This window comes from Variovorax sp. 10N420 (genome assembly GCF_056394705.1).
The window spans coordinates 101,388-127,026 of sequence record NZ_JBFTIJ010000008.1 but is presented as its reverse complement, the minus strand read 5'-3'; the positions used below and the strand labels follow the sequence as shown (position 1 = coordinate 127,026).

Below are 25,639 nucleotides of genomic sequence, written 5' to 3'. Positions count from 1 at the left end.
AGCAATGCAATGACGACAACTACTGAACTGATGTCCACGGCCGAAATCCTCGGTGGATTGGTGGGCGCCATGTCGACGGGCCGCATCCGGGTGGTCGATCTCACACAGACCTTGACGCCCGAGTTTCCGCAGATCGCGCTGCCTCCCGAGATGGGCCAGTGCTGGCCCTTCCGCATCGAGGAAGTGTCGAAGTACGACGAGCGTGGCCCCGCCTGGTACTGGAACAACTTTTCCTGCGGCGAACACACCGGCACGCACTTCGATGCGCCGATCCACTGGATCTCCGGGCGCGATCTGCCGAACAACTCGGTCGACACGATCCCGGTGCAGCACTTCGTTGCACCTGCGTGCGTCATCGACTGCTCGCCACAGGTGAAGGACGATCCGGACTACCTGCTGACCATCGAAGACATCGAGCAATACGAGACAAGCCACGGCCGCATTCCGAAGGGCGCGTGGGTCCTGATGCGCACTGACTGGTCGAAGCGCCATGACCCCGAGGCCTACCAAAATTTCGATGAGACCGGTCAGCACACGCCGGGCCCGAGCACCGAGGCCGTGCGCTTCCTGGTCGAGCAACGCGATGTGCTTGGCTTCGGTTCCGAAAGCATCGGCACCGATGCGGGCCAGGGCTACCACCTGCGGCCACCCTATCCGTGCCACTACTACATGCACGGCGCGGGTCGCTATGGCTTGCAGTGCCTGAGCAACCTTGATTTGTTGCCAGCGGCTGGCGCAGTGTTGATCTGCCCGCCGCTCAAGATCGAGAAGGGCAGCGGAAGCCCCTTGCGCGTGCTCGCGCTCGTCGGAGCCAATGCATGAGCGCCGCCGACAAAGTGGCAGTCGTCACGGGCGGGAGCGCCGGCATCGGCAAAGCCATCTGCGAAGACTTGCTCGAGCAGGGCTACGAAGTGGTGTCGTTGGCGAGACGGCGAGCGGACATCGATCACTCGAAACTGCACAGCATCGAGGTCGACCTCGCTGACCGTGCTGCCACGGCACAGGCGGTGGCGGAACTGGTCCGTCGCTTCGAGGTGACGACCGTGGTGCACAACGCCGGTGTCATCCGCCCTGCGTTGCTCGCCGACGTGAAGCTCGATGATCTCGACGCATTGGTGGATCTGCACCTGGGCTGCGCAATTCAGATCGTGCAGGCTGCTCTGCCTGCAATGCGATCACAGCGTTTTGGTCGCGTGGTGTTGTTGTCGTCCCGCGCGGCGCTCGGCCTGGCGACGCGCACGAACTATTCAGCCACCAAAGCCGGCATGCTCGGCATGGCCCGCACTTGGGCACTCGAACTCGCGCCTGAAGGGATCACCGTCAACGTGGTCGCGCCCGGCCCAATTCGTACCGACATGTTCTACGACGTCGTCGAAGCAGGCAGCAACAAAGAGCGCGCACTTGCTGCGTCAGTGCCAGTGCGTCGACTCGGCGAGTCAACCGATGTGGCACGCGCCGTGCGTTTCTTTGCCGACCCGGCGAACAGCTTTGTCACCGGACAGGTCCTCTATGTTTGCGGCGGCACCAGCGTGGGCAGTCTGGCCCTCTAGCAGTGCATTGCCTGCGAATTCGTCCACCTAGCGTTTTCTCTCACTTGTCGTCACGCCACACGCTCGCTAATATCGTTTAGCTCTAAATAATTCACAAATCATGTGGTTTGTTCGGAGTACGTCGTGGTGAGTCGATCTTTGCGTTCTTTGTCTACCTGCATCCCAAGGAGCCTTGCATGAAAGTCCTGACAAGCATCCGCACCATGGCCGGCATCGCCGCCGCCGTCGGTGCGCTCACCGCGGCGAACGCATGGGCCGCCGACCTCAAGGTCGGGTTCATCACTTCGTTGTCGGGGCCTGTTTCCTCGCTCGGCATTCCCTACGAAAAGGGCATCAAGGCTGCGGTCGCGTACAAGTCCGAACTCAACGGCCACAAGATCCAGTTGGTGCAACTCGACGATGCGTCGGATCCATCCACTGCTGCGCGCAATGCGCGCAAGCTGATCGATGAGGACAAGGTCGACGTCATCATCGGCACGGCGGGCTCTCCCGGCGCATTGGCGATCGCGGCCGTCGCACGCGAAACGAAGACGCCGCTGATATCCATTGCCAACGCGAACCTGCCGGGCGAAGAGGGTGCGTGGATGGTCACACTGCCGCAGCCTGCCCCTTTGATGGTGAGCGCCGTGGTGGAGCGCATGAAGAAGTCGGGCGTGAAGACGGTCGGCTACATCGGCTTCTCCGACGCCTGGGGCGATCTCGTGTACGACGCGCTGCAGAAGAGCGCCGAGCCCGCGGGCATCAAGGTGGTTTCGAACGAGCGCTATGCGCGCGCTGATGCGTCGGTGACGGGCCAGGTCCTGAAGATCGTCGCGCTGCGCCCTGATGCCGTGATCACAGGCACTTCCGGCACGCCCGGCGCGTTGCCGTATCTGGCGCTGGCCGAGCGTGGCTACAAGGGCCAGATCTACGGCATGCATGCCTTGATCAATCCCGACTTCGTCCGCGTGGGCGGCTCCGCAGTCGAGGGCCTGCTGGCGCCGACCGGGCCGGTCATCGTTGCTGAGCAATTGCCGGATTCCAACCCGATCCGGAAGGTGTCGATGGAGTTCCGCGGTGCCTACCAGAAGGCCAACGGAGCGGCGCCCACGGATGCCTTCTCCGCCTATTCGTTCGATGCATGGCTGCTGTTCCTCGACGCTGCGGCACGCACCAAGGGCGAACCCGGGACGCCTGCCTATCGGGCTGCATTGCGCGATTCGATCGTCAGCACCAAGGAGCTGGTCGGAACGCACGGCGTCTACAACTTCAAGCCCACCGATCGCTACGGCTCCGACGAACGCTCGCGGGTCATCGTCAAGCTCGAAAAGGGCCAATGGAAGCTTGTTCCTTGACCCCCAGGCTCGCGCACTTCGTGTCGCTCGCCACCCCTCTCACGGGGCGATACCGGCGGCCCGGCGGAGCCGGTTCCGCGGTATCCCTGACAAACCCATGTAGAACATCTGAACCATGAAAAGACTCTTCGCTTTCTTCTGCGTATCGGCCATCGCGCTCGCGGCCACTCAGGCCGTCGCGGCCGATCTGAAGGTCGGCTTCATCAGCTCGCTCTCGGGGCCGGTGTCGGCACTCGGCATTCCTTATGAGAAGGGCATTCGCGCCGCAATTGCCGAGCATCCGGTTCTGTCGGGTCACAAGGTCCAATTGATCGTGCTCGACGATGCTTCCGACCCCACGACTGCCGGGCGCAATGCGCGCAAGCTCGTGGTCGAAGACAAGGTCGACGTCCTCATCGGCACTTCGGGTGTGCCGGGCGCAATGGCCATCGCCGCGGTTGCGCGCGAACTCAACACGCCGTTGATTTCGCCGACGCCGGTGACCATTCCAGGGCCTGAAGGCGCATGGACAGTCACCGTGTCGCAGCCCTTTCCACTGATGGTGTCGGCGGTCGTCGACCGCATGAAGAGATCGGGCGTCAAGACTGTGGCCTACATCGGCTTCTCGGACGCATTGGGCGATCTTGCCTATGACTCTCTCGTCAAGAGTGCCGATGCGGCCGGCATCAAGGTCGTGGCCAACGAGCGCTATGCGCGCAGCGATTCATCTGTCGCCGGCCAGGTGCTGAAGATCATTGCGACCCGACCCGATGCAGTGTTCGCCGGCAATTCCGGCACACCGGGTGCGCTGCCGTACCTCGCGCTCGCGGAACGTGGCTACAAAGGGCAGATCTACGGAACGCATGGCTTGATCAACGCCGACTTCGTTCGGGTGGGTGGCACATCCATCGAAGGGCTGCAAGTGCCGAGCGGACCCGTGCTGGTCGCCGACCAGTTGCCGGACAGCAATCCGATCAAGAAGGTGTCGATGGCTTTCCGGGAGGCCTACAAGAAGGCCAACGGCTCGGCGCCGAACGATGCTTTCTCTTCCTACACCTACGACGCCTACCTGCTGCTTGCCGACGCAGTGTCTCGCGCCAAGGGCGAGCCCGGTACGCCGCAGTACCGCTCCGCATTGCGCGACGCCATCGTGAGCACCAAGGAGCTGACGGGCACCCACGGCATCTACAACTTCAAGGCGGATGACCGCTACGGCTCGGACAAGCGCGCAGTGGTGATCGTCCGCAGCGAAAAAGGCCAGTGGAAGCTGGTTCCCTGATCCGCATCCAAGCGCAGGCAGATTGGCGATGAACACCTACCGCAACCAGCCAGAAGCCATTCGCGCGCTCGTGCAGGACGATCGTGTGCATCGGGACGTCTACCTGAGCGAAGAACTCTTCGCCCTGGAGCAGGAGCAGTTCTTTGCCAACACTTGGCTCTATGTCGGGCACGCCAGCCAGGTGCCGAACACCGGCGACTTCTGGTCACTCGATCTCGCGGGCCGGCCGGTGATGATGGTTCGCCAGGCCGATGGCACCGTGCGCGTGTTCTACAACCGATGCGCGCACAAGGGGACCCGGCTGGTGTCGGACGAGTGCGGCAACACGGGCAAGTTCTTTCGCTGTCCCTACCATGCGTGGACCTACAAGCTCGACGGTGCGCCGCTCGCCATTCCGCTCAAGAGTGGCTACGAAGGCACACGCCTGAAGGAATGCGAGTCGGGCCGGGGGCTGACGGCGCTCAAGAACGTCGCCGTCTATCGCGACTTTGTTTTCGCGCGGTTGTCGGATGAAGGCCCTGAGTTCGGCGACTACTTCGGCGACGTGCTGCATGCCATCGACAACATGGTCGATCGATCGCCCGAAGATAGGCTGACGGTCGGCGGCGGCGCGATGCGCAACATCATCCACTGCAACTGGAAGATGTACGTGGAGAACATCAACGACACGGTGCATCCGATGTCGACGCATGAGTCGGCAACGCAGGCCGCCGATGCGCTCTGGCAGGGGCGCGCGGCCGATGAACCCAAGCCGATGGCCATGGAGCAGATCCTCCCGTTCGGCTCCGGCTACGACTTCTTCGACAAGATGGGCGGCCGCGTCTACGCCAACGGGCACAGCGTGCTCGGCGTCAACTTCAGCATCCATTCCAACTATGCGCAGTTGCCCGAATACGAAGCAGCCATGCAGGCCGCTCACGGCGTGGAACGTGCGGCCGAGATCCTGCAGCGTTCCCCGCAGAATTCGGTGTTCTTTCCCAGCTTGTCCGTCAAGGGCTCGCCGCAGGCGATTCGCGTGATTCGCCCGCTGGCCGCAAACCGCACGCTGATCGAGGCCTGGAGCTTCCGCGCCGCGGGAGCGCCCGACCTGCTCTTCGAGCGAGCCATGAGCTACAACCGGCTCGTCTTCTCGCCCATGTCTGTCGTGGCGCACGACGACGTGCATCTCTTCGAGAGCATGCAGCAGGGCCTTCGCGCGGAAGGCAACGAGTGGGTGAGCCTGCACCGCAATTTCGACGCCGCCGAGCTCTCGCAAGCTTCGATCACCACCAACGGCACCAACGAGTTGCTGATGCGCAATCAGTTTCGCGCCTGGGCGAAGTTCATGACGGCGGGCATGGAGGCGAGGCCATGACAGCCACGATGACCGACCCCCGCGATTTCATCGCCGAAGAAGCCGCGCTGCTCGACGCACGCCGTTTCGACGACTGGCTGGCGCTCTTCGCGCAAGAAGGACGCTACTGGGTGCCGCTTCTCGGCGCAGCGCAGGCCGATCCTCAATCGCACAACTCGATTGCCTATGAAGACCGGCTGCTGCTGCAGTTGCGCATCGACAGGCTCAAGAATCCGCGCGCTCATTCGCAGCATCCCGCCAGCCACTGCCAGCATGTGCTGCAACGCTCCATCGTCGAGCGCGAAGACGCGGCGACCGGCGAAGTCGCACTCCGGACTCCCTTCATTTACGTCGAAGCGCGCGGCGAGGACCAGGTGACGCTGGCTGGCACCTGCCGCCATCTTCTCGTTCGCGATGCCGCCGGCTGGTCGATCCGGCTGAAGCGGGTCGATCTTCTCAACGCCTGGCGTGCTTTGCCGGCGATCCAGTTGTTCATCTGAGCGAGTGCTCATCCATTTCACCCCACCAGGAGTCACGACATGAAGAGCTTGATGCAGACCTTCACGCGCACAGCGCTCGCTGCCGCGCTGGGCGCCAGTCTGGCGATGACCGCGCTCGCAGCCGATATCAAGGTCGGCCTGAGCGTTTCGCTTTCCGGGCCCAACTCGTCGCTGGGCGTGCCGTATGCAAAGGGCATGCAGGCCGCGCTCGCCTACAAGCCGGAGGTCAACGGCCACAAGATCCAGCTCATCGTGCTCGATGACGGCTCCGATCCCACGACGGCGGGGCGCAACGCGCGCAAGCTGGTCGAAGAGGACAAGGTCGACATCCTGATGGGCACTTCGGGCGTGCCTGCTGCCATTGCGATGGCGCAGGTCGGGCGGGATGCGAAGGTGCCGATGATCGGCCTCACGCCGATCCAGCTCGATCCGGCGGAGAACGCCTGGGTGTTCACTGTCGCGCAACCGACGCAACTGATGATCGACGCCGTGGTGCAGCGCATGAAGAAGGACGGCGTCAAGACGGTGGGCTACATCGGCTTCTCCGACGCCTGGGGCGATTTGGTCTATGAGGCGCTGATGAAGTCCGCGCCGGCGGCAGGCATCAAGGTGTTGGGCAATGAGCGCTATGCGCGCTCCGACGCTTCCGTGACCGGCCAGGTCCTCAAGCTGTTGGCGATGAAGCCCGATGCAGTCATGACCGGTGGCGCTGGCACGCCGGGCGCTCTGCCTTTCCTGGCACTGAACGAACGGGGATTCAAGGGGCATGTGTACGGACAGCACGGCCTGATCAACCCCGACTTCGTGCGCGTCGTCGGCGCGGCAGGGCAAGGGGCGCTGATGCCGACGGGCCCCGTGATCGTCGCCGAGCAACTGCCCGACGAATACCCGACCAAGAAGATCGCACTCGACTTCCGCAAGGTCTTCCAGAAGACCAACAACGCGCCGACGAGCGACGCCTACTCGGCCTATTCCTTCGACGGTTGGCTGGTTTTCACGGACGCGGCCGCGCGCGCGAAGGGCGAGCCGGGCACGCCGGAATTCCGGCTGTCGCTGCGCGACGCCATCGCCAGCACCAAGGAAGTGGTGGGAACGCACGGCGTCTACAACTTCAAGCCGGGAAACCTCTACGGCGTCGACGAGCGCGCCCGCGTCATCGTGAAGCTGGACAACGGCCAGTGGAAGCTGGCGCCCTGATCACCCGAAGGACTTTGCAATGACATGGGACGTGGCGCTCATCCTGGGCACTGACGGGCTCGCCAACGGCGCGGTCTATCTGCTCGCCGGGCTGGGTCTGGTGCTGATTTTTTCCGTGACCCGGGTGGTGTTCGTGCCCTTCGGCGACATCGCAGCCTTTGCTGCGCTGACCCTGGCGGCTTTCGAGACCGGCCGGCTGCCGCCGACCATCGGGCTGGTCATGGTGCTGGCCGCGCTCGCGGTGCTCACCGAGATGGGGAGCCTGATCCGAAAGGGCGAGGCATCGAGGATTCCCAAAGCCATCCTGGCCTGGGGCGTGCTGCCGCTCGTGCCTTGCGCCTTGGCATGGGCCGCGTCGCGCGCAGGCGCTCCAGCCGCTGTGCAGATCGCAGTGACTGTGCTTCTTGTGGTCCCCATTGCGCCGCTGCTGGCGCGGGTGGTCTTCCAGCCGATCGCCGATGCATCGGTGCTGGTGCTGCTGATCGTTTCCCTGGCGTTGCACTTCCTGCTGTCGGGGCTTGGCCTGCTGTTCTTCGGTCCGGAAGGTTCGCGCACCAATCCGCTTGCCAGCGGCGTGCTCTCCATCGGTGACAGCTTCACCGTGAGCGGCCAGGTGCTGTTGATGGTGATCTCGGCCATTGTCTTGAGCGGCTTGTTCTTCCTCGTGTTCGAACGCACGGTTGCCGGCAAGGCGCTGCGCGCGACGGCGGTCAACCGCGTCGGCGCGCGGCTCGTCGGCATCCGCCCGGCACGCACGGCACTTCTGGCGTATGGCAGCGCGTCGTTGCTGGCGGGACTGATCGGCGTGCTGATCGCACCCGTGACGACCATGTACTACGACTCCGGCTTCATCATCGGCCTGAAGGCCTTCGTCGCCGCCATCATCGGCGGCCTCGTGAGCTATCCGATGACGGCCATCGGCGCGCTGGCTGTCGGCGTGGTCGAAAGCTTCGCATCGTTCTGGAGCGGCGCGCTCAAGGACCTCATCGTGTTCAGTCTCTTGATCCCGGTGCTGATGCTGAGGTCGTACATGACCGTTCACTCCGAAGAGGAAGAAGACGAGGTGGACCAATGAGCCAATCGATTGGAACCCCGGGCGACGCTTCCCTGGCGCTCGCCGCAGAGAGCCCCAAGGCGGCGGCGCACGGCGGCTGGTTCAGTCAGCGACGCCTGTGGATCGCCCTCCTGGTCGCCGTGCTGGCGATTGCGCCCATGCTGGCGAGCAACTTCACGGTCTCCCTGCTGAACGACATCGGCATCGGCGCTCTCGTGGCATTGGGTCTTGTGCTGCTCACCGGCATCGGCGGAGCGACATCATTCGGGCAGGCGGCGTTCGTCGGAATCGCGGCTTATGCGACGGCATGGCTCACCACGGCGCAGGGAATGTCGCCATGGATCGGACTGCTCTTCGCGCTGTTGCTGACCGGCCTTTCGGCATTGGCGATCGGCATGCTCACGCTTCGGTTGGGCGGCCACTTTCTGCCGCTGAGCACCATCGCCTGGGGTTTGTCGATCGCGATGCTGTTCGGCAATGTCGACGGGCTGGGCCGTCACACGGGCTTGTCGAACATTCCGGCGTTGAGCATTGCAGGCTGGTCACTGGCCGATCCGCGGGCCATCTACTACCTCATCTGGGCGCTGGTCGGACTGGCGTTCCTGTTCAGCGTCAACTTGCTGCAATCGCGGCCGGGCCGTGCCATTCGCAGTTTGCGCGGCGGTGCGACGCTGCTCGCCAGCGTGGGTGAGGATGCCTACCGCGTGCGGCTCTCGCTCTTCGTCACAGCCGCGTTGTTCGCCGGGCTTGCCGGCTGGCTCTACGCGCACATGAACCGCTTCGTGAGCCCATCACCCTTCGATGTGCGCGCGAGCATCGAATACCTGCTGATGGCGGTGGCTGGCGGCCTGGGTCAGCTTGCGGGTGCGCTTGTCGGCTCCGCGCTGGTACTGCTGATGAAGAACGCCCTGCAGGATGTGCTTCCGATGCTGACGCAGAGTGCCGGGCAACTGGAGGCGGTGGCCTTTGCGACGCTCTTCATCCTGCTGCTGCATTTCGCGCGCGGCGGCTTGATGGGTTTCGTGCGCCGCTGGACCCGTGGCCGCTTCGCCCCGCCATCGCGTGAGGCGACGGCACCGGTAGCGCCGCTGCCGAATCGCACTTTGCCGCAAAGGGGGTCGCCGATCCTGTCAGTCACAGGCGCGGTCAAGCGCTTCGGCGGACTGGTGGCCGTGAACGACGTCAGCTTTGAAGTGAACGCCGGCGAAATCATCGGCCTTATCGGCCCGAACGGCGCCGGCAAGTCGACCATGTTCAATCTGCTGACTTGTACGCTGCCGATGAGTTCGGGCCAGGTGCGCTTCCTCGGCAAGGACATTGCAGGCATGCCGCAGCGCAAGGTCGCTCGGCTGGGGCTTGCGCGCACGTTCCAGCACGTGAAGCTTCGGCCGCACATGAGCCTGCTGGACAACGTGGCGCTTGGCGCGCATTCACGGACGACGACCGGGCTGCTCAAGGCCGGATTGCGGCTCGACCGAACGGAGGAGCGGCAGATCCTCCAGGAAGCACAGCGCCAGCTCGATCGCATCGGTCTCGGCGACCGCGCGCATGAAATGGCCGGCAGCCTGCCGCTCGGCACGCAGCGCATCCTCGAGATCGCGCGCGCACTCGCCGCCGACCCCGTGTTGCTCGTGCTTGACGAGCCCGCTGCCGGCTTGCGTCGCAAGGAAAAGATAGCCCTTGGCGATCTGCTGCGCAAGCTGCGGGAGGAGGGCGTGACCATCCTCATCGTCGAACATGACATGGACTTCGTGATGAAACTGGTGGACCGGCTGGTGGTGATGAATTTCGGCTCCAAGCTGGTGGAAGGTGTGCCTTCTGCAGTGCGCGCCGACGAGCGAGTGCAGGCCGCCTACCTCGGGAGCGTCGTATGACGGCGATGCTGGAGATCGGCGATCTGCATGTTTCGTATGGGCAGGTCGATGCGGTACGCGGCGTTTCGCTGAATCTCGAGCCTGGCGAGATCATTTCCGTCATCGGCCCGAACGGCGCAGGCAAGACCACCTTGCTTGCTGCCGCCATGGGCTTGCTTCCGAGCAAGGGCACCCTCCGTTTCGAAGGCGAGGACCTGCACGGGCTGGATGTCGAGGCGCGTGTCGAACGAGGCCTGTGCCTCGTGCCCGAGAAGCGCGAACTCTTCGGCGAGCTGAGCGTGCTCGACAACCTGCAGCTCGGCGCGTTCTCGAAGCGCCTTCGCAGCGATGCGCTCAAGAGCCGGTTGCAATCCGTGTACGACCGCTTTCCGCGCCTGGCGGAGCGGCGTGCGCAACGCGCGGACACGCTCTCGGGTGGCGAACGCCAGATGCTGGCCGTAGGACGCGCCCTGATGTCCGCACCGCGGCTGCTGATGCTCGACGAGCCCAGCCTCGGCCTCGCGCCGCTCATCGTGCGGGACATCCTCACCATCGTGCGCAAGCTGCGCGAAGACGGCGTGTCGATCCTGCTGGTGGAGCAGAACGCGCGCGCCGCACTTGAAAGCTCCGACCACGGCTACGTGCTCGAAACCGGGGAGATTGCGCTGTCCGGCGTCTCGGCCGATCTCGCCAGCGACCCGCGCGTGCAGGCGACCTACCTCGGCGGAGGCACGCACGATGACGACTGAGGCGCGAGCCATTCCGCCTGCGCAGCGCACGCTGCCGGCGCTGCTGCAGCGGCAAGCCGCGCTTTTCGGCAGTCGGCCGCTGCTTCGAATCGCGGGGCGTACGTGGACGCATGAGGATGCCGCCGCTGCGGCTGCATCGCGCGCGTCGGCGATGGTGCAGGCCGGCGTCTATCGCGGCGACAGGGTCGCGCTGATGTGCGCCAATCGGATCGAGTTCCTCGAAGTCTTTCTTGGCGCGGGATGGCTGGGTGCGGTGACGGTGCCGATCAACACTGCCTCTATGGGGCCGCAGATCGAATACTTCCTTGCCAACAGCGAAGCGAATCTGCTGGTCATCGAAGCCCAGTTCGTGGAGCGCCTGGTCACTGCCGACCTGGCCAGCACGAAGCTGCGCGAGGTCTGGGTCGTCCACGACATGCCAGGTGATGGCGCCCAAGCGTGGCAAGCTCCCGCGACCGTGCGCGTCACAAGCTTCCCGGCCTCTGCAGAGGCCATCGCGCCGGCCGCCATGCAGCCTGGCGATCCGCTCGCGATCCTCTACACCTCCGGCACGACCGGACCTGCCAAAGGCGTGGTCTGTCCGCACGCGCAGTACTTCTGGTGGGGCGTCAACAGCGCGGAGGTGCTGAGTGTCGGCGCCGATGACGTGCTGTGCACGACGCTGCCACTCTTTCACATCAATGCGCTCAACACCTTTGCGCAGGCTGCGGTCGTTGGCTGTGAAGTGGTGTTCGAGCAGCGCTTCTCGGCCTCCGGCTTTTGGCCTGCCATGCGCGCCAGCGGTGCCACAGTCGTGTATCTGCTCGGTGCGATGGTGCCGATCCTCCTCGCGCAGCCGGAGGGCCGCGGCGAGCGCGACCACCGCGTACGCACCGGCCTGGGCCCTGGCGTGCCTGCGGCGGCGGGCAAGGCTTTTTTCGAGCGCACTGGCGTGCGACTGCTCGAGGGCTACGGATCGACCGAGACCAACTTCGCGATCGCGACCGCACCGGATTCGCCACGGGGCGGCGTCATGGGCTGGCTGCGTCCCGGCTTCCAGGCTCGCGTTGCCGACGATGACGATGTCGAACTCCCGCCGGGCGAGGCTGGTGAGCTTCTGCTGCGTGCCGATGAGCCCTATGCATTCGCGAACGGCTACTTCAACATGCCCGCGAAGACGGTCGAGGCGTGGCGCAATTTGTGGTTCCATACCGGCGACCGAGTGATACGCGATGCCGATGGAGCGTTTCGTTTTGTCGACCGCATCAAGGACGCGATCCGCCGTCGCGGAGAGAACATCTCGTCTTTCGAAGTCGAGCAGGTGTTGCTGAGTCATCCATGCGTGGCGTCTTGCGCGGTCTACCCGGTGCGCTCCGAGCTTGCCGAAGATGAAGTGATGGTCGCGCTGGTCGGGCGCCCTGAGCGGCCGATCGATGTACAGGAACTCATCGCGTTCTGCGAAGCGCGCCTGCCTTACTTCGCAGTGCCGCGCTACGTCGACCTGCTCGATGATCTGCCGCGCACCGAGAACGGCAAGGTACAGAAATACAAGCTGCGAGAGCGCGGCGTGACTGCGGGCACGTGGGACCGGGCGGCGCGAGTCTCGCGCGTCCGCTGAATGCGCGCGGATAAAATTATTTAGTTGTCAATCAATTGAGTCCGCCATGAACAATGCCTTGAAGGGTCGCCACGCCGTGGTGACCGGCGCCGCACGCGGAATCGGTGCCGAGATCGCAAGAACCCTTGCCTCCGAAGGCGCTCGGATCAGCCTGCTGGGCCGTGATCGGGCGGCCTTGGAACGCGCATGCGGCGCACTCCCTGGCGCGGGCCACGGTGTCGCCACCGTCGATGTGAGCGATCCAGAGTCGGTGCGCGCCGCTTTCGATGCGTTGCGTGCCGCTTCAGGCGCTGTGTCGATCCTCGTCAACAACGCCGGTCAGGCGGAGAGCGCACCTTTCCTGAAGACCTCCGTCGACCTGTGGCAGCGGATGCTGGCCGTCAATCTCACCGGCAGCTTTCTTTGTGCGCAAGCCGCATTGCCGGACATGCTCGACGCAGGCTGGGGCCGCATCGTCAACATCGCGAGCACGGCGGGGCAGAAGGGCTATGCCTACGTTGCCGCCTACACGGCCGCCAAGCACGGCGTGGTCGGACTCACGCGATCGCTCGCGCTCGAAGTGGCGCGCAAGGGCATCACCGTCAATGCCGTCTGTCCCGGCTACACCGACACCGACATCCTGCGCGCCAGCGTCGCGAATGTGGTCGGCAAGACCGGCCGCAGCGAAGCCGATGCGCTGGCCGAGTTCGCCGGAGTGAACCCGCAACGCCGCATCGTGCAGCCTGGCGAAGTGGCCGATGCCGTGCGCTGGCTTTGCGGAGAGAGCGCCGCCTCGGTCACCGGGCAGTCCATTTCCGTGTCCGGAGGAGAAGTGACTTGATCGACAGCACCAACGACCCTTCGCATGCCGTGCTCAGCGATGCGGAAGAACTGGGGCACGAAGCACGGGCCGGCCATGAGGACCATGCGGTGCTCAGGCTGTGGCTGCGCATGCTTGCGAGTACTACCCAGATCGAATCCGAAATCCGTAAGCGGCTGCGCGAGCGCTTCGGCATCACGCTCGCGCGCTTCGACTACATGGCGCAGCTCTACCGCTACCGCGAAGGGCTCAAGATGCGCGTGCTTTCGCGCTATCTGATGGTGACCGGCGGCAACGTGACCGGCCTCACGGACGAGCTGGAGCGCGAAGGCGTCGTCTCGCGCACGCCGAGCCCCGATGACCGCCGCGCATGGATCGTCAGCCTCACCGCAAAGGGGCGCCGCACTTTCGAGACCATGGCCAAGGAGCACGAGCAGTGGATCCTCGAGATGTTCTCCGGGCTCGACATGAAGACCGTGCGCCAACTGCACAGCCAACTCGGGCAACTGCGCGTGCAAATGATGCGCAACGAACCCACTCCGGAGGACAACCCATGAGCGAGCCCGCCGCGGCAGCGGAATTCCGCCGCGAGCGGCTCATCCGGTTTTCCGATTGCGACCCCGCGGGCATCGTCTTCTATCCGCAGTACTTCGTGATGTTCAACGGCTTGGTGGAAGACTGGGTCGACGAAGGACTCGGCATCGGCTATCGCAAGCTCATCGTCGACCAGCGGGTCGGCTTGCCCACGGTGCGCCTGGAGGCGGACTTTCGCGCGGTGAGCCGGATGGGCGACCGCGTGATCCTCGGGCTGACCGTGGAGCGCCTGGGCACGCGCTCGATCACGCTGGGACTGCACTGCTTCGATCACCAAGGTGAGACGCGCATGCGCATGCGGCAGGTGCTGGTGACCACCTCGCTTGAAAGTCATCGCGCGATCGAGATTCCGGCGGCGATGCGCGAGGCCATCTCGCGTGGAGCACAGGCCGAATCCTGACGCTCCCCCGGTTCAGGCCGCAAGTGCCTGTCGGGGCCCGGCGGCCGCTTCGCCCTGCGGCGCAACCGCCTCGAAGCCTCCCGCCTCGAGTTCTCCCGGCCGCTGCATCACCACCGGCTCACGCCGCGTCTTGTTGAACAGCAGCCGCGTGACATCCGGCCGCGAATAGTGGCCCGCGGGATCCCCGGCCGCCTTGGCCAGCGAGATCATTCCAAGATCGATATCGGCCACCACCAGTCCTTCCTGGTCTTCCGGCAAGTTGGTTCCCAGCGGCGAGCCGTCCGGCCCGTAGATGCGCGCGAAGCCTCCGCCCGCAAGCAGCATCTGTTGCTTCCCCGGATCGGTGCACAGCATCTCGTGCATGCCCTTGGACACCGTGGCGCAGGGCGCGACCACGAAGCATTGACCTTCCGCCGCATACACCTGGCTTGCGGCGTTGTTGACTTGCGCGCCCAGCGCATAGGCGGCGCCCCGATAGAGCGAGAAACTGGGCCACGCGCCGCAATGGATCTGCTCGTTCTGCGAATACATCGCGTACTTGCTGAGCGGCTGGAGATGCTCCCAGCAGGAGAGCGAGCCGATGTTGCCGACCGGCGTCTCGATCACGCTGAGGTCCGAGCCGTCGCCCTCGCCGAAAACGGTGCGTTCGACGTGCGTGGGCTTGAGCTTGCGGCGCGTCTGCAGCGTATTGCCCTGGTCGTCGATCAGCGCCTGCGCGATGTACAGACTGCCGGCTGCTTTCTCGCTGTAGCCGAGCGAAACCCACATCTTGTGCTTGCGCGCGGCATCCCTGACGCGATCGAATTCGGCCGAGCCGACGACGAGAGAGTTGTCGTGATAGCGCTGCACGAACTGCATGCCCCAGGCCGGCGAATCGAGCCAGATCCACCACGGATAGCCCGGCACCCATGTTTCCGGGAATGCGATCAGATTCACGCCCTGGCTTGCCGCCTGCGCGATGAGGTCGATGGTCTTGTCGATCGTGCCGTCGAGGTCGAGGAACACGGGGGCGGCCTGCACGGCGGCGACGCGAAGACGGGGATGGGCTTTGCTGGACATCAGGGGCTCCGGGTGGTTGGGAAGGAATCTCTTCGGGTTAGCGCGGTGGCATGCGCGTTGCTTGAAGCGTAAGTTCGCCGCCAGAATGCGCCTTGTCCGGAACGCGCGGCGTTCTTGATTCAGCGTTGCAACGCCGAATTTCGGAAGGAGCCTCTGATGGCCCGGCTGCTCAGCACCGACCTCGTTCCCCGCGACCAGCGTCTCGCGTACTGGACGGACATGATCTGCAATGTCTACGTCCAGCTCGGCTGCGATCCGGTGCCTGCCCCGGGTGGGAGGGGCGATTTCGAAGGCAGCATCCGGCAGCACACCTTGCCAAGTCTCGACGTGTCGGTGGTGACCTCCGGGCCGCAGAAGGTCATGCGCACGCCCGCCCACATTGCGCGGTCTTCAGACGACTACTTCCTGGTCAGCATCCAGGCGCGCGGCCGGGGCGTGGTGCGGCAGGACGGGCGAGACGCTGTGCTATCGGTGGGGGATTTCGCCCTGTACGACAGCACGCGCCCCTATCAGTTGCTGTTCGACGGCGCCTTCGAGCAGATCGTGCTCAAGCTGCCGGGCGAGCGGCTCCGCAGTGAACTGCGTGAGACGGAAGCGCTGACCGCCACCACCGTCTCGGGCCGCGAGGGTGCCGGGCATCTGCTGCTCGGCATGATCCGGACGCTGCGCGAAGACATCGATGCGCTGCAGCCTGCATCGGCGCTTGCGGTGGCGAGCGGGGTGCTCAACATCCTGGTCGCGGGCCTGCAGACGCTGCCGGCCGCGCGCTCACCGGCCCTGAGCAACCTGACGGCATTCCATCTCGCGCGCATCAAGCGGCGCATCGACGCCCGGCTGGAAGATCCTGCGCTGTCGGTGGGCGCGCTGGCGGGGGAGCTTGGCATGTCGGTCAGCCAGATCCACCGGGTGTTCAAAAGCGAGCCTTTGACGCCGTCGCAATACATCTGGGAACGCCGCCTCGAGGCCTGCAGCCGCGACTTGCTCGATCCGCGTCTTGCGGGTCGCACGGTGGGCGAGATCGCCTATGGCCGGGGCTTCAGCGACGCAGCGCACTTCAGCCGTGCCTTCCGCGAGCGCTTCGGCTGCTCGCCGCGCGAGTGGCGCCAGCAGATCCCGCACTGAGGATTCAGAATGACGCCCAAGTAACAAAAAACGGAGCGAGGCATGGCGCGAATTCAGCGGAGCGAACCCGAAAGCAGCGAACACGCAGCAAGGGCGCAGGAGCTCTCCGATGCGTTCACCAGTGAGAGGCCCAGCGTCGACGAGCGGATGGCCGCCGGCAAGGCGCTGCGAGAACGCGTTCCCCGTGCGAGCCATGGTGAGTTTCAGCGGCCGCCGAAAGTCGATCCGGTTGGAATCATTCGCACGCAGGCGTTGACGCGCATTCCCGAACTGGTGCCGGTGCGCCATATGCGCATGATGCAGTCGCCTTTCGCATTCCTTCGCGGATCGGCGGCAGTGATGGCGGCGGATCTGGCGCCGAGCGCGACAACGGGGCTCCAGGTGCAGACCTGTGGTGACATGCATGTGGCGAACTTCGGCGTCTTCGCTTCGGCCGAGCGGCAGCTTGTTTTCGCGATCAACGACTTCGACGAGACGCAACCCGGCCCCTGGGAATGGGACATCAAGCGACTTGCCGCCAGCGCATTTGTTGCGACGCAGTATCTGGGCGGCGATGCCGTGGCCTGCGAAACAGCATCCCGCACCGCCGTCGAGAGCTACCGCCGGCACATTCGGCGTTATGCCGGCATGGGCCAACTCGACGTGTGGTACGACACGATCGACAGCGCCAGGCTGCTCGATGCGCTGCCGCCATGGCTTCAGCCCGGCGCGGTGGCCGTGCTGGAAAAGGCTCGCAAGCGCAACCATCTGCAGGTGCTGGACAAGATGACCGACCTCATCGACAACCGGCATCACATCGTCGAGCAGCATCCTTTCATCGTGCGGGCGACGCATACCTCGGCAGGGCGGCCGGTGGAGGAGGCGTTGGGCCGGTTCCTCTTCGCCTACCTCGACTCGCTGGCGCCCGAGCGGCGCCAACTGCTGTCGCGCTATCGGGTGATGGATTTCGCGCAGAAGGTCGTCGGCGTCGGCAGCGTCGGCACGCGCTGCTGGGTGATCCTGTTGCAAGGCCGGGACAAGGATGATCCGTTGTTCCTTCAGATCAAGGAGGCGCAGCCTTCGGTGCTGTCGCCTTACCTGCCGCCGGATGCCGAATTCGCGATGCCCGCAAACCAGGGGCGGCGCGTGGTGGTCGGACAGCGGCTCATTCAGGGTTCGCCCGACATCTTCCTCGGCTGGGGCCGGCTCGATGGCGTGGACTACTACGTACGCCAGTTGCGCGACATGAAGGGCAGCATCGAACTTGAACCACACGCGACCAGCCCGTCGGCCTTTTCCCAATATTGCAGCATCTGCGGCTGGGCACTGGCGCTGGCGCATGCCAAGTCAGGAGATGCGGCAACGATCGGCGGCTATCTCGGCAAGTCGGACGTGTTCGACAACGCCATGGTTCGCTTTGCGGAAAGGTATGCGCGGCAGACCCATCGCGATTACAACGCCTTTGCCGCCGCAGCGCGCGAAGGCGCCGTCCAAGTGGCGGCGATGGAGCGGCTCCTGGCCCCTGCCGCCGGGTAGCTTCTCGACTACTTCACGTAGCTCTGCAGATGCTTGCAGGCACTCGCGAACATTGATTCGAAGTACATCTTCGACAGCGGGCCGCCCATGCTGATCGCGAGGTGCGGGTCCATGGCAACGCGATAGGTAAACCGGGTTTTTCCGGGCTCGGTTTCTTCCAACTGGTAGTCCTCCGCCATGGCATGGGCCAGCGGCACGGAGGTGCCAGTCGCGTAGAACGCCATCCGATGGTCGGGTTCCCAGATGAAAAAGTGCTCGTCGATATTGGCTGCAGCAAGCGACGCGGTTCGGGTCGTGCCGACACCATACGGTTTTTCACTGGTCCAGACGACCTTGTGAATGGCATGGAACCATTGCGGCCAGGATGCCTCATCTTCGAAGACGGCAAAGACTTTCGAGGGCGGCGCCTCGAGGTCGACGATGTTCTTGAACTGCAAGGGTGCTGTGTCGAAGAACGACGCATCGACGGGGCGGCAGGCAAAGTGCATGGTTCGATCTCCGATCGGAACTTTCATTCTGGCGCGCTGATTGGCGTGCATCCATCCCGGTGGTCACCTAAGACCACGTACGTGGCAGAAGGTCTCGAAGACGTGGCATTAGGTGCATTTCATGAGCTTCGATGGCGGGTGTTCTGCACTAGGATCGAATCCAAATCCGAAGCCAGCCGAACTGCCCTTTCCGCACGACCATGAATGACGTTGTCGCTTCGGCCCCGTCCCAAGCACCGCTGGAGGAGCTGCTCCGATTCGAGCGCCTGCTCACGGACTTGTCGGCCGCGTTCATCTCGCTGCCTGCGCAAGACATCGATGGCGCGATCAATCAAGGGCTGGCGCGGATGGTCTCGACCCTGGGCATCGATCGATCCACGCTGAATCGCCTTTGCCCGATCACCGGCCGCGCGGAGGCAACCCACTCCTACGCCATCGAGGGCGTGGACCTCGTGCCTAAATTCAAGTCGGCGCGTGAAACGAATCCATGGGGGCTGCTGAAGGCGAGAGCCAACGAGCCGATTGCGTTTGCGCGGCTGGACGAACTCCCGCCTGAAGCAAGCGTCGACAAGGAGACCTGGCGCAGGATCGGCTTGAAGTCTCACGTGATGATGCCGATCACGGTGGGAGGGCAATTGCACGGAAGTCTCGGATTCGGCTGCGTTCACAAAGAGCGGAGCTGGCCGGACGACCTGCTGGCGCGCATGCGGCTCCTGGCGGAGATTTTCGGGAGCGCACTCGCTCGCAAACGCGCGCAGGAGGAACTCCAGATGGCGCTGGGCTTCGAGCGGCTTGCAAGTGGCATCCTCGCGTCCCTCCTGATGTCGAAGCCCGGAGAGCAGAACCAGGCGATGGCGCTGGGCCTTCGGCAGATTGGCGAATTCGTGGGCGCCGAAAGAGCGGCGCTCTGGCGCGTCGGCGCCAACATCCCGTTCGGCGTGACACAGCAGTGGAACGCCGACGGATTCGCAGGCCCTGCGGCGGAGGGCAAAGTGCCCCAGTTGCCGTGGATCTACGCGCAGGTCCGAAGCGGCAGTGTCATCCGAATCGTTCACGTTCCAGACCTCCCGCCAAAGGCGCAGCTGGACGCGGAGACGCTGAGTCAGCTCGGCATACGTTCACTGCTGGCCGTGCCGATCAGGGTGGGGGGCAGCATCGCCGGGGCGCTGACTCTGGCGAGCATCGAGCTCGAACACGAATGGCCGGATGCATTGACGCCCGGGGTGACCCTGCTTGCCGAAGTATTCGCCAACCTGCACGTGCGCGAGGCCGCGGAGCGCCGCAAGCTGGCAGCCGAGGTCGAGGCGGCCCATTGGCGAGAACGGCTGGCGCATCTGGTGCGCGTACACACCGCGGGCGAGATGTCGGTTGGCCTCGCCCATGAGATCACCCAGCCACTTGGGGCGATCGAGAACTATGCGCTCGCCGCGCGTCGACGCGCCGCGGAGCCTGCGCCCGACATGGTCCGGCTGACCGATCTGCTCGACAAGATCATCGGACAGGCGACCCGCGCGGGCGATGTGGTGACGCGCATGCGCAGCATGGTTCAGCGGCACGATCTGGAGCCGAAGCTCATCGATATCGACCGGGCCGTGACCGAATGCGTCGGCATGGTGAAGATGGACTGCGAACTGCGCGACATCCGCATCGTGCTGAAGGCGCAAACGTCACTGCCGGGCATTGTGGTCGACGAGATCCACTTGCAGCAAGTCATCCTGAACCTGCTGCGAAACGCAATGGAAGCCACCGAACTGGCCCGTTCCAACCTCGAGCGGGAGATTTCGGTCGGCATCTGCTTGAACGAGAGTGCGGACATGCTGGTGGAAGTCGCGGATCGCGGCGTCGGCATTGCCGGCGAAGACCTCGAGCGGATTTTCGAGTCGTTCTACTCGACCAAATCCAGTGGCCTCGGCGTGGGGCTGGCGATATGCCGCAAGCTGATCGAAGCGCACGGCGGCAAGCTGTGGGCTTCTCACCGCGATGGCGGTGGCGCGGTGTTCAGCTTCACGCTGCCGACGGCCGCCTCGGTGGATTGACGTCGGCAGCGGAGTTGTCCGGGCCGGGTGCGATTACAGTGACGCCACCACCCATTCCTCTCCAACTCGCAGCAATGCGTTTCCTGATGCGTCGTTTCATTACCTTCTCAGTCTTCGTGTTTGTGGCTCTGGTCGCCGGATGTGCTTCGCGCTCCGCTCCCCGCGTCACCTTTCTCGGCGACGGCGTGCTCAAGTCGCCGACTGCCGCGGAAGCCGAGGCGTACTGCCGCAACTTCGGGGCGCCGATGCGCTTTCTCGACACCAAGGGACCGGGCACGCCACAGGGCGAAGTCACCTATCGCTGCGACTGAGGGCAAAGTCCAACATATCGATATCGCACGCCATGCCTCGCTATGTCGCACTTCTTCGCGGTGTGAGCCCGATGAATGCCAAGATGGCGGAGCTGAAGCGCTGCTTCGAAAGCGCCGGCTTCGCCGATGTGAAGACGCTGCTGTCGAGTGGCAATGTGGTCTTCAATGCCCGCGCTGCCTCGAACGCCGCGCTCGAACGCAGGGCCGAGGCGGCAATGGCCCAACGCCTCGACCGCACGTTCCTCACGATCGTGAGACCGGCAGATGCCCTGCGCTCCCTGATTGAGGCAGACCCCTACGCTGACTTTGAACTGCCTGCCAATGCCAAACGCGTCGTCACCTTCCTGCGCAGGCCCAGCGAAACGAAGCTTGCGCTGCCGATCGAGTTCGATGCGGCTCAGATCCTCTCGATGAAGGGCAGCGAAGTCTTCTCGGCCTATGTTCCCGGGCCGCGCGGCCCAGTGTTCATGACGTTGATCGAGAAGACATTCGGCGATGGCGTCACCACGCGCACCTGGGACACCGTCAGGAAATGCGCCGCGGCCTGAAGGCAGCGGCGCTCTGTCAGGTGACCAGCTTGTTCACGTGCCTGCTCAAAGCTTGCGCCGCTCGTTCGAGCAGGTGGAACTCTTCGTCCGATACCGAGTTGGTCATCAGGTCGAAGTGACTCAGCGTTCCCCATAGCTCGCCAAAATTGTTTGCGATAGGAACGCTGTGATAAGACACGACCACGCCCCGGTATGGATGAGTTGTCAGCCTCTGGTCGTGGCCCGAGTCGTCCGTTCGAAACGATTGATCCTTTCGCACGAACTGGCAGAAGCTGTGCTCGAAGGGCACGGCAAGCAGGAACTGAGGGGGAAGCTGATTGCGTTTGTCGTGCAACAGAACGTTGCGCAGAAGGTTGTCGTCGAAGCGGTAGATCGCGGTGTATCGGTGAGGGACGCCTTTGTTCAGATAAGCAAGCGCGGCAGCGGGACCATCGCTCAACAGAACCGCTGAAAATGTATCGAAATTACGTGGTGCCAAAGTCATCCTTCCTCACTGCGGAGCGGCTCCGATGACTATAGGGCAAATGCGCGGCTCGCAAAAACCCAATGCGTTTGTTTTCCGATGTCACCGGAACTTTCAAGGAAAGCAATGAGGCCACGGTCGTTAAGGATCCTGAAATACATCGGACTCATTGCCGTCACGGCCATGGTCGTTCTGGTCGGCGGCCGCATCTACGGCGTTCAGAACGGGCCGCCTCTCAAGCAATGGCACACGCACGTGCCGCATGAGCTTTCCCGCGATGAACTCCGCAGGGCCGACTGGAACGCCTACATGGCTGCCGAGAATGCCGCCTTCGCGGAAGTGCGCGCCGAGGTGATGGACAAGCTGCCTCGAGAAGACCAGGTGCCCGGCAACCGCTACTACGAGGCCAGTCCACTCAACGCGGCGCACTTCGCGCAGGACTGGAATCGTTCGTTCGTGCTCGAGCCGAAGGGGCAGCCCGCCGGCGCCGTCGTCTTGCTGCACGGACTGACGGATTCACCCTACAGCCTCCGCCATATCGCCGAGCTGTATCGGGATCACGGTTTTGTCGCTGTCGCGATGCGCATGCCCGGTCACGGGACCGTACCCGCGGGATTGACGAACATCGATTGGAAAGACTGGTCGGAAGCGACGCGTCTGGCGGTGCGCGAGGCCCGCCGCCGTGTGCCTGCACCGCTGCCGCTGCACGTGGTCGGCTATTCCAACGGTGGGGCGCTAGCGATGAATTACGCGCTCGATGCGCTGGACGACGAGAGCCTCGCGCGGCCGGACCGGCTCGTGCTCATCACGCCGATGATCGGTGTGACCGCGCTTTCGCGATTCGCCGGCGTGCTCGGGTGGCCGGCGGTCTTCCCGGCTTTCGAGAAGGCGGCGTGGCTCGGCATCACGCCTGAGTTCAATCCTTTCAAATACAACTCCTTTCCCGTGAATGGCGCGCGGCAATCGTCACTGCTGACGCGGGACCTGCAGGCCCACATCGAGCGCGAGGCGAGCGCCGGGCGGTTGGCCAGGCTGGCGCCGATCCTCACGTTCCAGTCGGTGGTCGATGCCACCGTCAGCACGCGCGCCATCGTGACCAGTCTCTATGAGCGCCTTCCTGCGAACGGCAGCGAGCTGGTGCTCTTCGACATGAACCGCAGCGCCAAGTTTGGTCCGCTGTTGAACGACGCGAGCGATCCGCAACCGGCCCGATTGCTCGCGCCGGCACCGAGATCATTCAGGGCGACGTGGATCACCAATGACGACACGGGCTCCCTGCAAGTGGTGGAGCGCGCCACCGAAGCGGGTGCGGTGGCAGAGAAGGTCCGCCCTTTGGGGCTTGCGTTTCCGCGCGAGGTGTATTCGCTGTCGCATGTGGCGCTGCCGTTTCCGGTGACGGACGGCTTGTACGGATTGCAGCCGGATGGGCGCGAGGACTTTGGCATCAGCCTCGGCGCGCTCGCCGTGCGCGGAGAAAACCGCGCGCTCGCGGTCAACTCCGACTTTCTCACGCGACTATTGTCGAACCCGTTCTACCCGTACATGGCCCATCGGATCGAAGAGGGTCTTCCGCGACGGTAGGCATGCAGCGCCGCGCAGTTTCGCAATTGCTCAGGCCAGCCTGAAGGGCAGCTCGCGCACCGATTTGCCCGTGATCGCCGCAACCGCATTCGCAAAAGCGGGCGCAAGCGGCGGCAGTCCTGGCTCGCCCATGCCTGTGGGTGCGTCGGCACTCGGAACGGTGTACACGGCGATCTTCGGCATGTCGGTGATTCGAGGGACCACGAAGTCACCGAAGTTGCTTTGCTGCACCACTCCGTCCTTGAGCGTGATCGCGGCGCCGGGAAGGCACATCGAAAGACCCATGACGGCGGCGCCTTGCACCTGTGCTTCCACGGTCTCCGGGTTGACCACGAGGTTGCAATGCACGCCCGCGGTGACGTTGTGCAGTGTGGGAGTGCCATCCTTGACCGAAGCCTCCACCACGTACGCCACCACCGAATTGAAGGACTCGTGCACGGCCACGCCCCAGGCGCGTCCTGCGTCGAGCTTCTTCTTGCCGTAGCCGGACTTGTCCACTGCCAGTTGCAAAGCCGCCTTGTGCCGCGGATGCTGATCGCCGATGAGCTTCATGCGATAGGCGACGGGGTCTTGCCTGGTGGTGCGGGCGATTTCGTCGAGCAGCGTTTCCATGACGAACGCCGTGTGGGTCGAGCCCACGCTGCGCCACCAGAGCACCGGCACGTTGAGCTTCGGGTGATGCACGGTGAGACGCATCGGAATCTCGTACGGCTCCTTCATGCCTTCGACCGCCGTGGCGTCGATCCCGTCCTTGACCATCATCGGCTCGAACATGCTGCCCATCAGCAGTGACTGGCCGACGATCGCATGGTCCCATCCAATGATCTTGCCCTGTGCGTCGAAGCCGATCTTCGCCGTGTGAAGATGCATCGGACGGTAATAGCCGCCCTTTATGTCGTCTTCGCGGCTCCACAGCGTGCGGATCGGTGCCGCGATGCCCGCTGCCTGTGCGGCCTTGACCACGCTGCAAGCCTCCGAGACGAAGTCGCTGGTCAAGAGACCGCGGCGACCGAAGCCGCCCCCCGCCATCTGCACATTGACCCTGACGTTCTGTGGCGGCACGCCGAGAATCTTTGCGGCCGCCATTCCGTCAATGCCCGGCATCTGCGTGCCCGTCCACACTTCGGCCTTGTCGCCGGTGAGGCTGACCGTGCAGTTGAGCGGTTCCATCGGCGCGTGCGCGAGATAGGGAAACACGAACTCGGCATCTATCTTGTGCGGTGCGCTGGCGAGCTTCGACACGTCGGCGTCGTACTTGCGCGGGCCCGGCTTCGTCGCGAGGTCACGGTACTGCGCGAGCTGCTTGTCGCTGTCGACCTTCTCGACATTGCTGGTGTCCCATTCGAGCTTGAGCGCGTCGCGGCCTTGCTTGGCAGGCCAGTAGCCGTCTGCGACCACGGCCACACCTTCGCCGCCGCGGTCGAGCGGAACGCGGAGCACGGCCTTGACGCCCTTGATGCGCTTCGCTGCGCTGTCATCCACGGACTTGAGCTTGGCCGCGAACACCGGCGGATGAGCCACCACGGCGGTCAGCATGCCAGGCAGGCGCATGTCGATGCCGTAGCTTTGCTGGCCGCTCGACTTGGCTTGCGCGTCGAGCCTGCCCGTGGGCTTGCCAATGAGCCGAAAGTCCTTCGGGTCCTTCAGCTTGACGGCCTCCGGCACCGGCTGCTTCATTGCCGCCTCTGCAAGTTCGCCATAGCCAAGCTTCTTGCCTCCCGGGCCGATGACGACGCCGTCGCGCGTCTTCAGCGTGGCCGGATCGGCCTTCCACTGCGCCGCTGCTGCACTGATGAGCATCGCCCGTGTGCGCGCACCGAGTTCACGGTATTGCGTGTACGAATTCTTGACCGAACCCGATCCGCCGGTGATGTGCATGCCGAATGCTGGATCGACGTAGGCCGGATCGTTGTTCCCATGAACGCTCTTGACCTTCGACCAATCAGCATCGAGCTCCTCCGCCAGGATCATCGGCAGCGCCGTCTGCACGCCTTGTCCGAAATCGAGCCGGTTGATGGTGATGGTGGTGGTTCCGTCACGGTCGATTCGCACGAAGGCAGCGGGCTGCTGCAATGGCTTCAATCCTGCGGGCTTCACGCCGGTGGCGTTCGAGTCCTGCGCCAGTGCGCTCATCGGGAAGACGCCCAGCGCGAAGCCTGTCACGACCGTGAGCTTCATGAAGCTGCGCCGGGGAAGGCCTGTGGCTGGTGCTTGTGCTTGTGTCGTGTCGTCCTGGCCTTGCATCAGCGCCTGCAGGTTGGCCGGAAGCTCGAAGGTGGTCTGATCGAAATTCATGTC

24 protein-coding genes are annotated in these 25,639 nt (G+C 64.2%); 20 read left to right on the top strand and 4 right to left on the bottom strand.

Features of this window, described 5'->3' with window-relative positions; genetic code table 11:
• The first annotated feature begins 9 nt into the window (after window positions 1-9).
• From AC1DEK_RS20955 to AC1DEK_RS20890, 14 genes are all read left to right on the top strand, one after another.
• Complete coding sequence (locus AC1DEK_RS20955) at window positions 10-822, top strand: cyclase family protein (RefSeq protein ID WP_478127206.1); 813 nt, start codon at window positions 10-12, stop codon at window positions 820-822.
• Complete coding sequence (locus tag AC1DEK_RS20950) at window positions 819-1,550, top strand: SDR family NAD(P)-dependent oxidoreductase (protein ID WP_478127205.1); 732 nt, start codon at window positions 819-821, stop codon at window positions 1,548-1,550. The genes AC1DEK_RS20955 and AC1DEK_RS20950 overlap by 4 nt, the downstream gene beginning before the upstream one ends.
• Before the next feature lie 176 nt (window positions 1,551-1,726).
• Entirely contained in the window at window positions 1,727-2,884 is a 1,158-nt protein-coding gene (locus AC1DEK_RS20945; RefSeq protein WP_478127204.1) for an ABC transporter substrate-binding protein, read from the top strand.
• Window positions 2,885-2,999: 115 nt separating this feature from the next.
• On the top strand, window positions 3,000-4,142 hold the full coding sequence (locus tag AC1DEK_RS20940; protein ID WP_478127203.1) for an ABC transporter substrate-binding protein: 1,143 nt from the start codon (window positions 3,000-3,002) through the stop codon (window positions 4,140-4,142).
• Window positions 4,143-4,170: 28 nt separating this feature from the next.
• Entirely contained in the window at window positions 4,171-5,496 is a 1,326-nt protein-coding gene (locus tag AC1DEK_RS20935; RefSeq protein ID WP_478127202.1) for an aromatic ring-hydroxylating dioxygenase subunit alpha, read from the top strand.
• Window positions 5,493-5,975: an aromatic-ring-hydroxylating dioxygenase subunit beta gene (locus AC1DEK_RS20930; protein WP_478127201.1), complete on the top strand. Its 483-nt coding sequence runs from the start codon at window positions 5,493-5,495 to the stop codon at window positions 5,973-5,975. The genes AC1DEK_RS20935 and AC1DEK_RS20930 overlap by 4 nt, the downstream gene beginning before the upstream one ends.
• Window positions 5,976-6,014: 39 nt before the next feature.
• Window positions 6,015-7,172, top strand: coding sequence for an ABC transporter substrate-binding protein (locus tag AC1DEK_RS20925; protein WP_478127200.1), 1,158 nt, complete (start codon window positions 6,015-6,017; stop codon window positions 7,170-7,172).
• A 19-nt stretch (window positions 7,173-7,191) separates the two neighbouring features.
• The gene (locus AC1DEK_RS20920; RefSeq protein ID WP_478127199.1) at window positions 7,192-8,247 is read left to right on the top strand and encodes a branched-chain amino acid ABC transporter permease; all 1,056 of its coding nucleotides are present in this window, start codon (window positions 7,192-7,194) and stop codon (window positions 8,245-8,247) included.
• A 137-nt stretch (window positions 8,248-8,384) separates the two neighbouring features.
• Window positions 8,385-10,100: a branched-chain amino acid ABC transporter ATP-binding protein/permease gene (locus tag AC1DEK_RS20915; protein ID WP_478127365.1), complete on the top strand. Its 1,716-nt coding sequence runs from the start codon at window positions 8,385-8,387 to the stop codon at window positions 10,098-10,100.
• Entirely contained in the window at window positions 10,097-10,828 is a 732-nt protein-coding gene (locus tag AC1DEK_RS20910) for an ABC transporter ATP-binding protein (RefSeq protein ID WP_478127198.1), read from the top strand. The genes AC1DEK_RS20915 and AC1DEK_RS20910 overlap by 4 nt, the downstream gene beginning before the upstream one ends.
• Entirely contained in the window at window positions 10,818-12,425 is a 1,608-nt protein-coding gene (locus tag AC1DEK_RS20905) for an ATP-dependent acyl-CoA ligase (protein WP_478127197.1), read from the top strand. The genes AC1DEK_RS20910 and AC1DEK_RS20905 overlap by 11 nt, the downstream gene beginning before the upstream one ends.
• A gap of 46 nt (window positions 12,426-12,471) precedes the next feature.
• A complete protein-coding gene (locus AC1DEK_RS20900; RefSeq protein ID WP_478127196.1) occupies window positions 12,472-13,245 on the top strand; it encodes an SDR family NAD(P)-dependent oxidoreductase in 774 nt (257 codons plus the stop codon).
• Entirely contained in the window at window positions 13,242-13,781 is a 540-nt protein-coding gene (locus tag AC1DEK_RS20895) for a MarR family winged helix-turn-helix transcriptional regulator (RefSeq protein ID WP_478127195.1), read from the top strand. The genes AC1DEK_RS20900 and AC1DEK_RS20895 overlap by 4 nt, the downstream gene beginning before the upstream one ends.
• The gene (locus AC1DEK_RS20890) at window positions 13,778-14,218 is read left to right on the top strand and encodes an acyl-CoA thioesterase (protein ID WP_478127194.1); all 441 of its coding nucleotides are present in this window, start codon (window positions 13,778-13,780) and stop codon (window positions 14,216-14,218) included. Before AC1DEK_RS20895 ends, AC1DEK_RS20890 begins: the two co-directional genes overlap by 4 nt.
• 12 nt (window positions 14,219-14,230) lie before the next feature.
• Here AC1DEK_RS20890 and AC1DEK_RS20885 read toward each other — a convergent pair whose 3' ends face one another.
• On the bottom strand, window positions 14,231-15,277 hold the full coding sequence (locus tag AC1DEK_RS20885; RefSeq protein ID WP_478127193.1) for a carbon-nitrogen hydrolase family protein: 1,047 nt from the start codon (window positions 15,275-15,277) through the stop codon (window positions 14,231-14,233).
• 156 nt (window positions 15,278-15,433) lie between these two features.
• Between AC1DEK_RS20885 and AC1DEK_RS20880 the strand changes: the two genes are divergently transcribed.
• Window positions 15,434-16,399 (top strand): AraC-like ligand-binding domain-containing protein, encoded by a 966-nt coding sequence (locus AC1DEK_RS20880; RefSeq protein ID WP_478127192.1) that lies wholly within the window; start codon window positions 15,434-15,436, stop codon window positions 16,397-16,399.
• A 252-nt stretch (window positions 16,400-16,651) separates the two neighbouring features.
• Window positions 16,652-17,914, top strand: a complete 1,263-nt coding sequence (locus AC1DEK_RS20875) for a DUF2252 domain-containing protein (protein WP_478127364.1) — start codon at window positions 16,652-16,654, stop codon at window positions 17,912-17,914.
• 8 nt (window positions 17,915-17,922) lie between these two features.
• Here the strand turns inward: AC1DEK_RS20875 and AC1DEK_RS20870 are convergent, their stop codons facing one another.
• A complete protein-coding gene (locus AC1DEK_RS20870; RefSeq protein ID WP_478127191.1) occupies window positions 17,923-18,429 on the bottom strand; it encodes an SRPBCC family protein in 507 nt (168 codons plus the stop codon).
• A 173-nt stretch (window positions 18,430-18,602) separates the two neighbouring features.
• Here AC1DEK_RS20870 and AC1DEK_RS20865 point away from each other — a divergent pair, with 173 nt between their 5' ends.
• From AC1DEK_RS20865 to AC1DEK_RS20855, 3 genes are all read left to right on the top strand, one after another.
• Window positions 18,603-20,438: an ATP-binding protein gene (locus tag AC1DEK_RS20865; protein WP_478127190.1), complete on the top strand. Its 1,836-nt coding sequence runs from the start codon at window positions 18,603-18,605 to the stop codon at window positions 20,436-20,438.
• A gap of 86 nt (window positions 20,439-20,524) precedes the next feature.
• Window positions 20,525-20,749, top strand: coding sequence for a hypothetical protein (locus AC1DEK_RS20860; protein WP_478127189.1), 225 nt, complete (start codon window positions 20,525-20,527; stop codon window positions 20,747-20,749).
• A gap of 32 nt (window positions 20,750-20,781) precedes the next feature.
• Window positions 20,782-21,297, top strand: a complete 516-nt coding sequence (locus AC1DEK_RS20855) for a DUF1697 domain-containing protein (RefSeq protein ID WP_478127188.1) — start codon at window positions 20,782-20,784, stop codon at window positions 21,295-21,297.
• Between the two features lie 16 nt (window positions 21,298-21,313).
• On the opposite strand, the gene AC1DEK_RS20850 is transcribed toward AC1DEK_RS20855, so the two are convergent.
• Window positions 21,314-21,736: a GAF domain-containing protein gene (locus AC1DEK_RS20850; RefSeq protein WP_478127187.1), complete on the bottom strand. Its 423-nt coding sequence runs from the start codon at window positions 21,734-21,736 to the stop codon at window positions 21,314-21,316.
• A 150-nt stretch (window positions 21,737-21,886) separates the two neighbouring features.
• Between AC1DEK_RS20850 and AC1DEK_RS20845 the strand changes: the two genes are divergently transcribed.
• The gene (locus tag AC1DEK_RS20845; protein ID WP_478127186.1) at window positions 21,887-23,341 is read left to right on the top strand and encodes an alpha/beta hydrolase; all 1,455 of its coding nucleotides are present in this window, start codon (window positions 21,887-21,889) and stop codon (window positions 23,339-23,341) included.
• A gap of 30 nt (window positions 23,342-23,371) precedes the next feature.
• On the opposite strand, the gene AC1DEK_RS20840 is transcribed toward AC1DEK_RS20845, so the two are convergent.
• Entirely contained in the window at window positions 23,372-25,636 is a 2,265-nt protein-coding gene (locus AC1DEK_RS20840) for a xanthine dehydrogenase family protein molybdopterin-binding subunit (RefSeq protein ID WP_478127185.1), read from the bottom strand.
• Window positions 25,637-25,639: the final 3 nt, after the last annotated feature.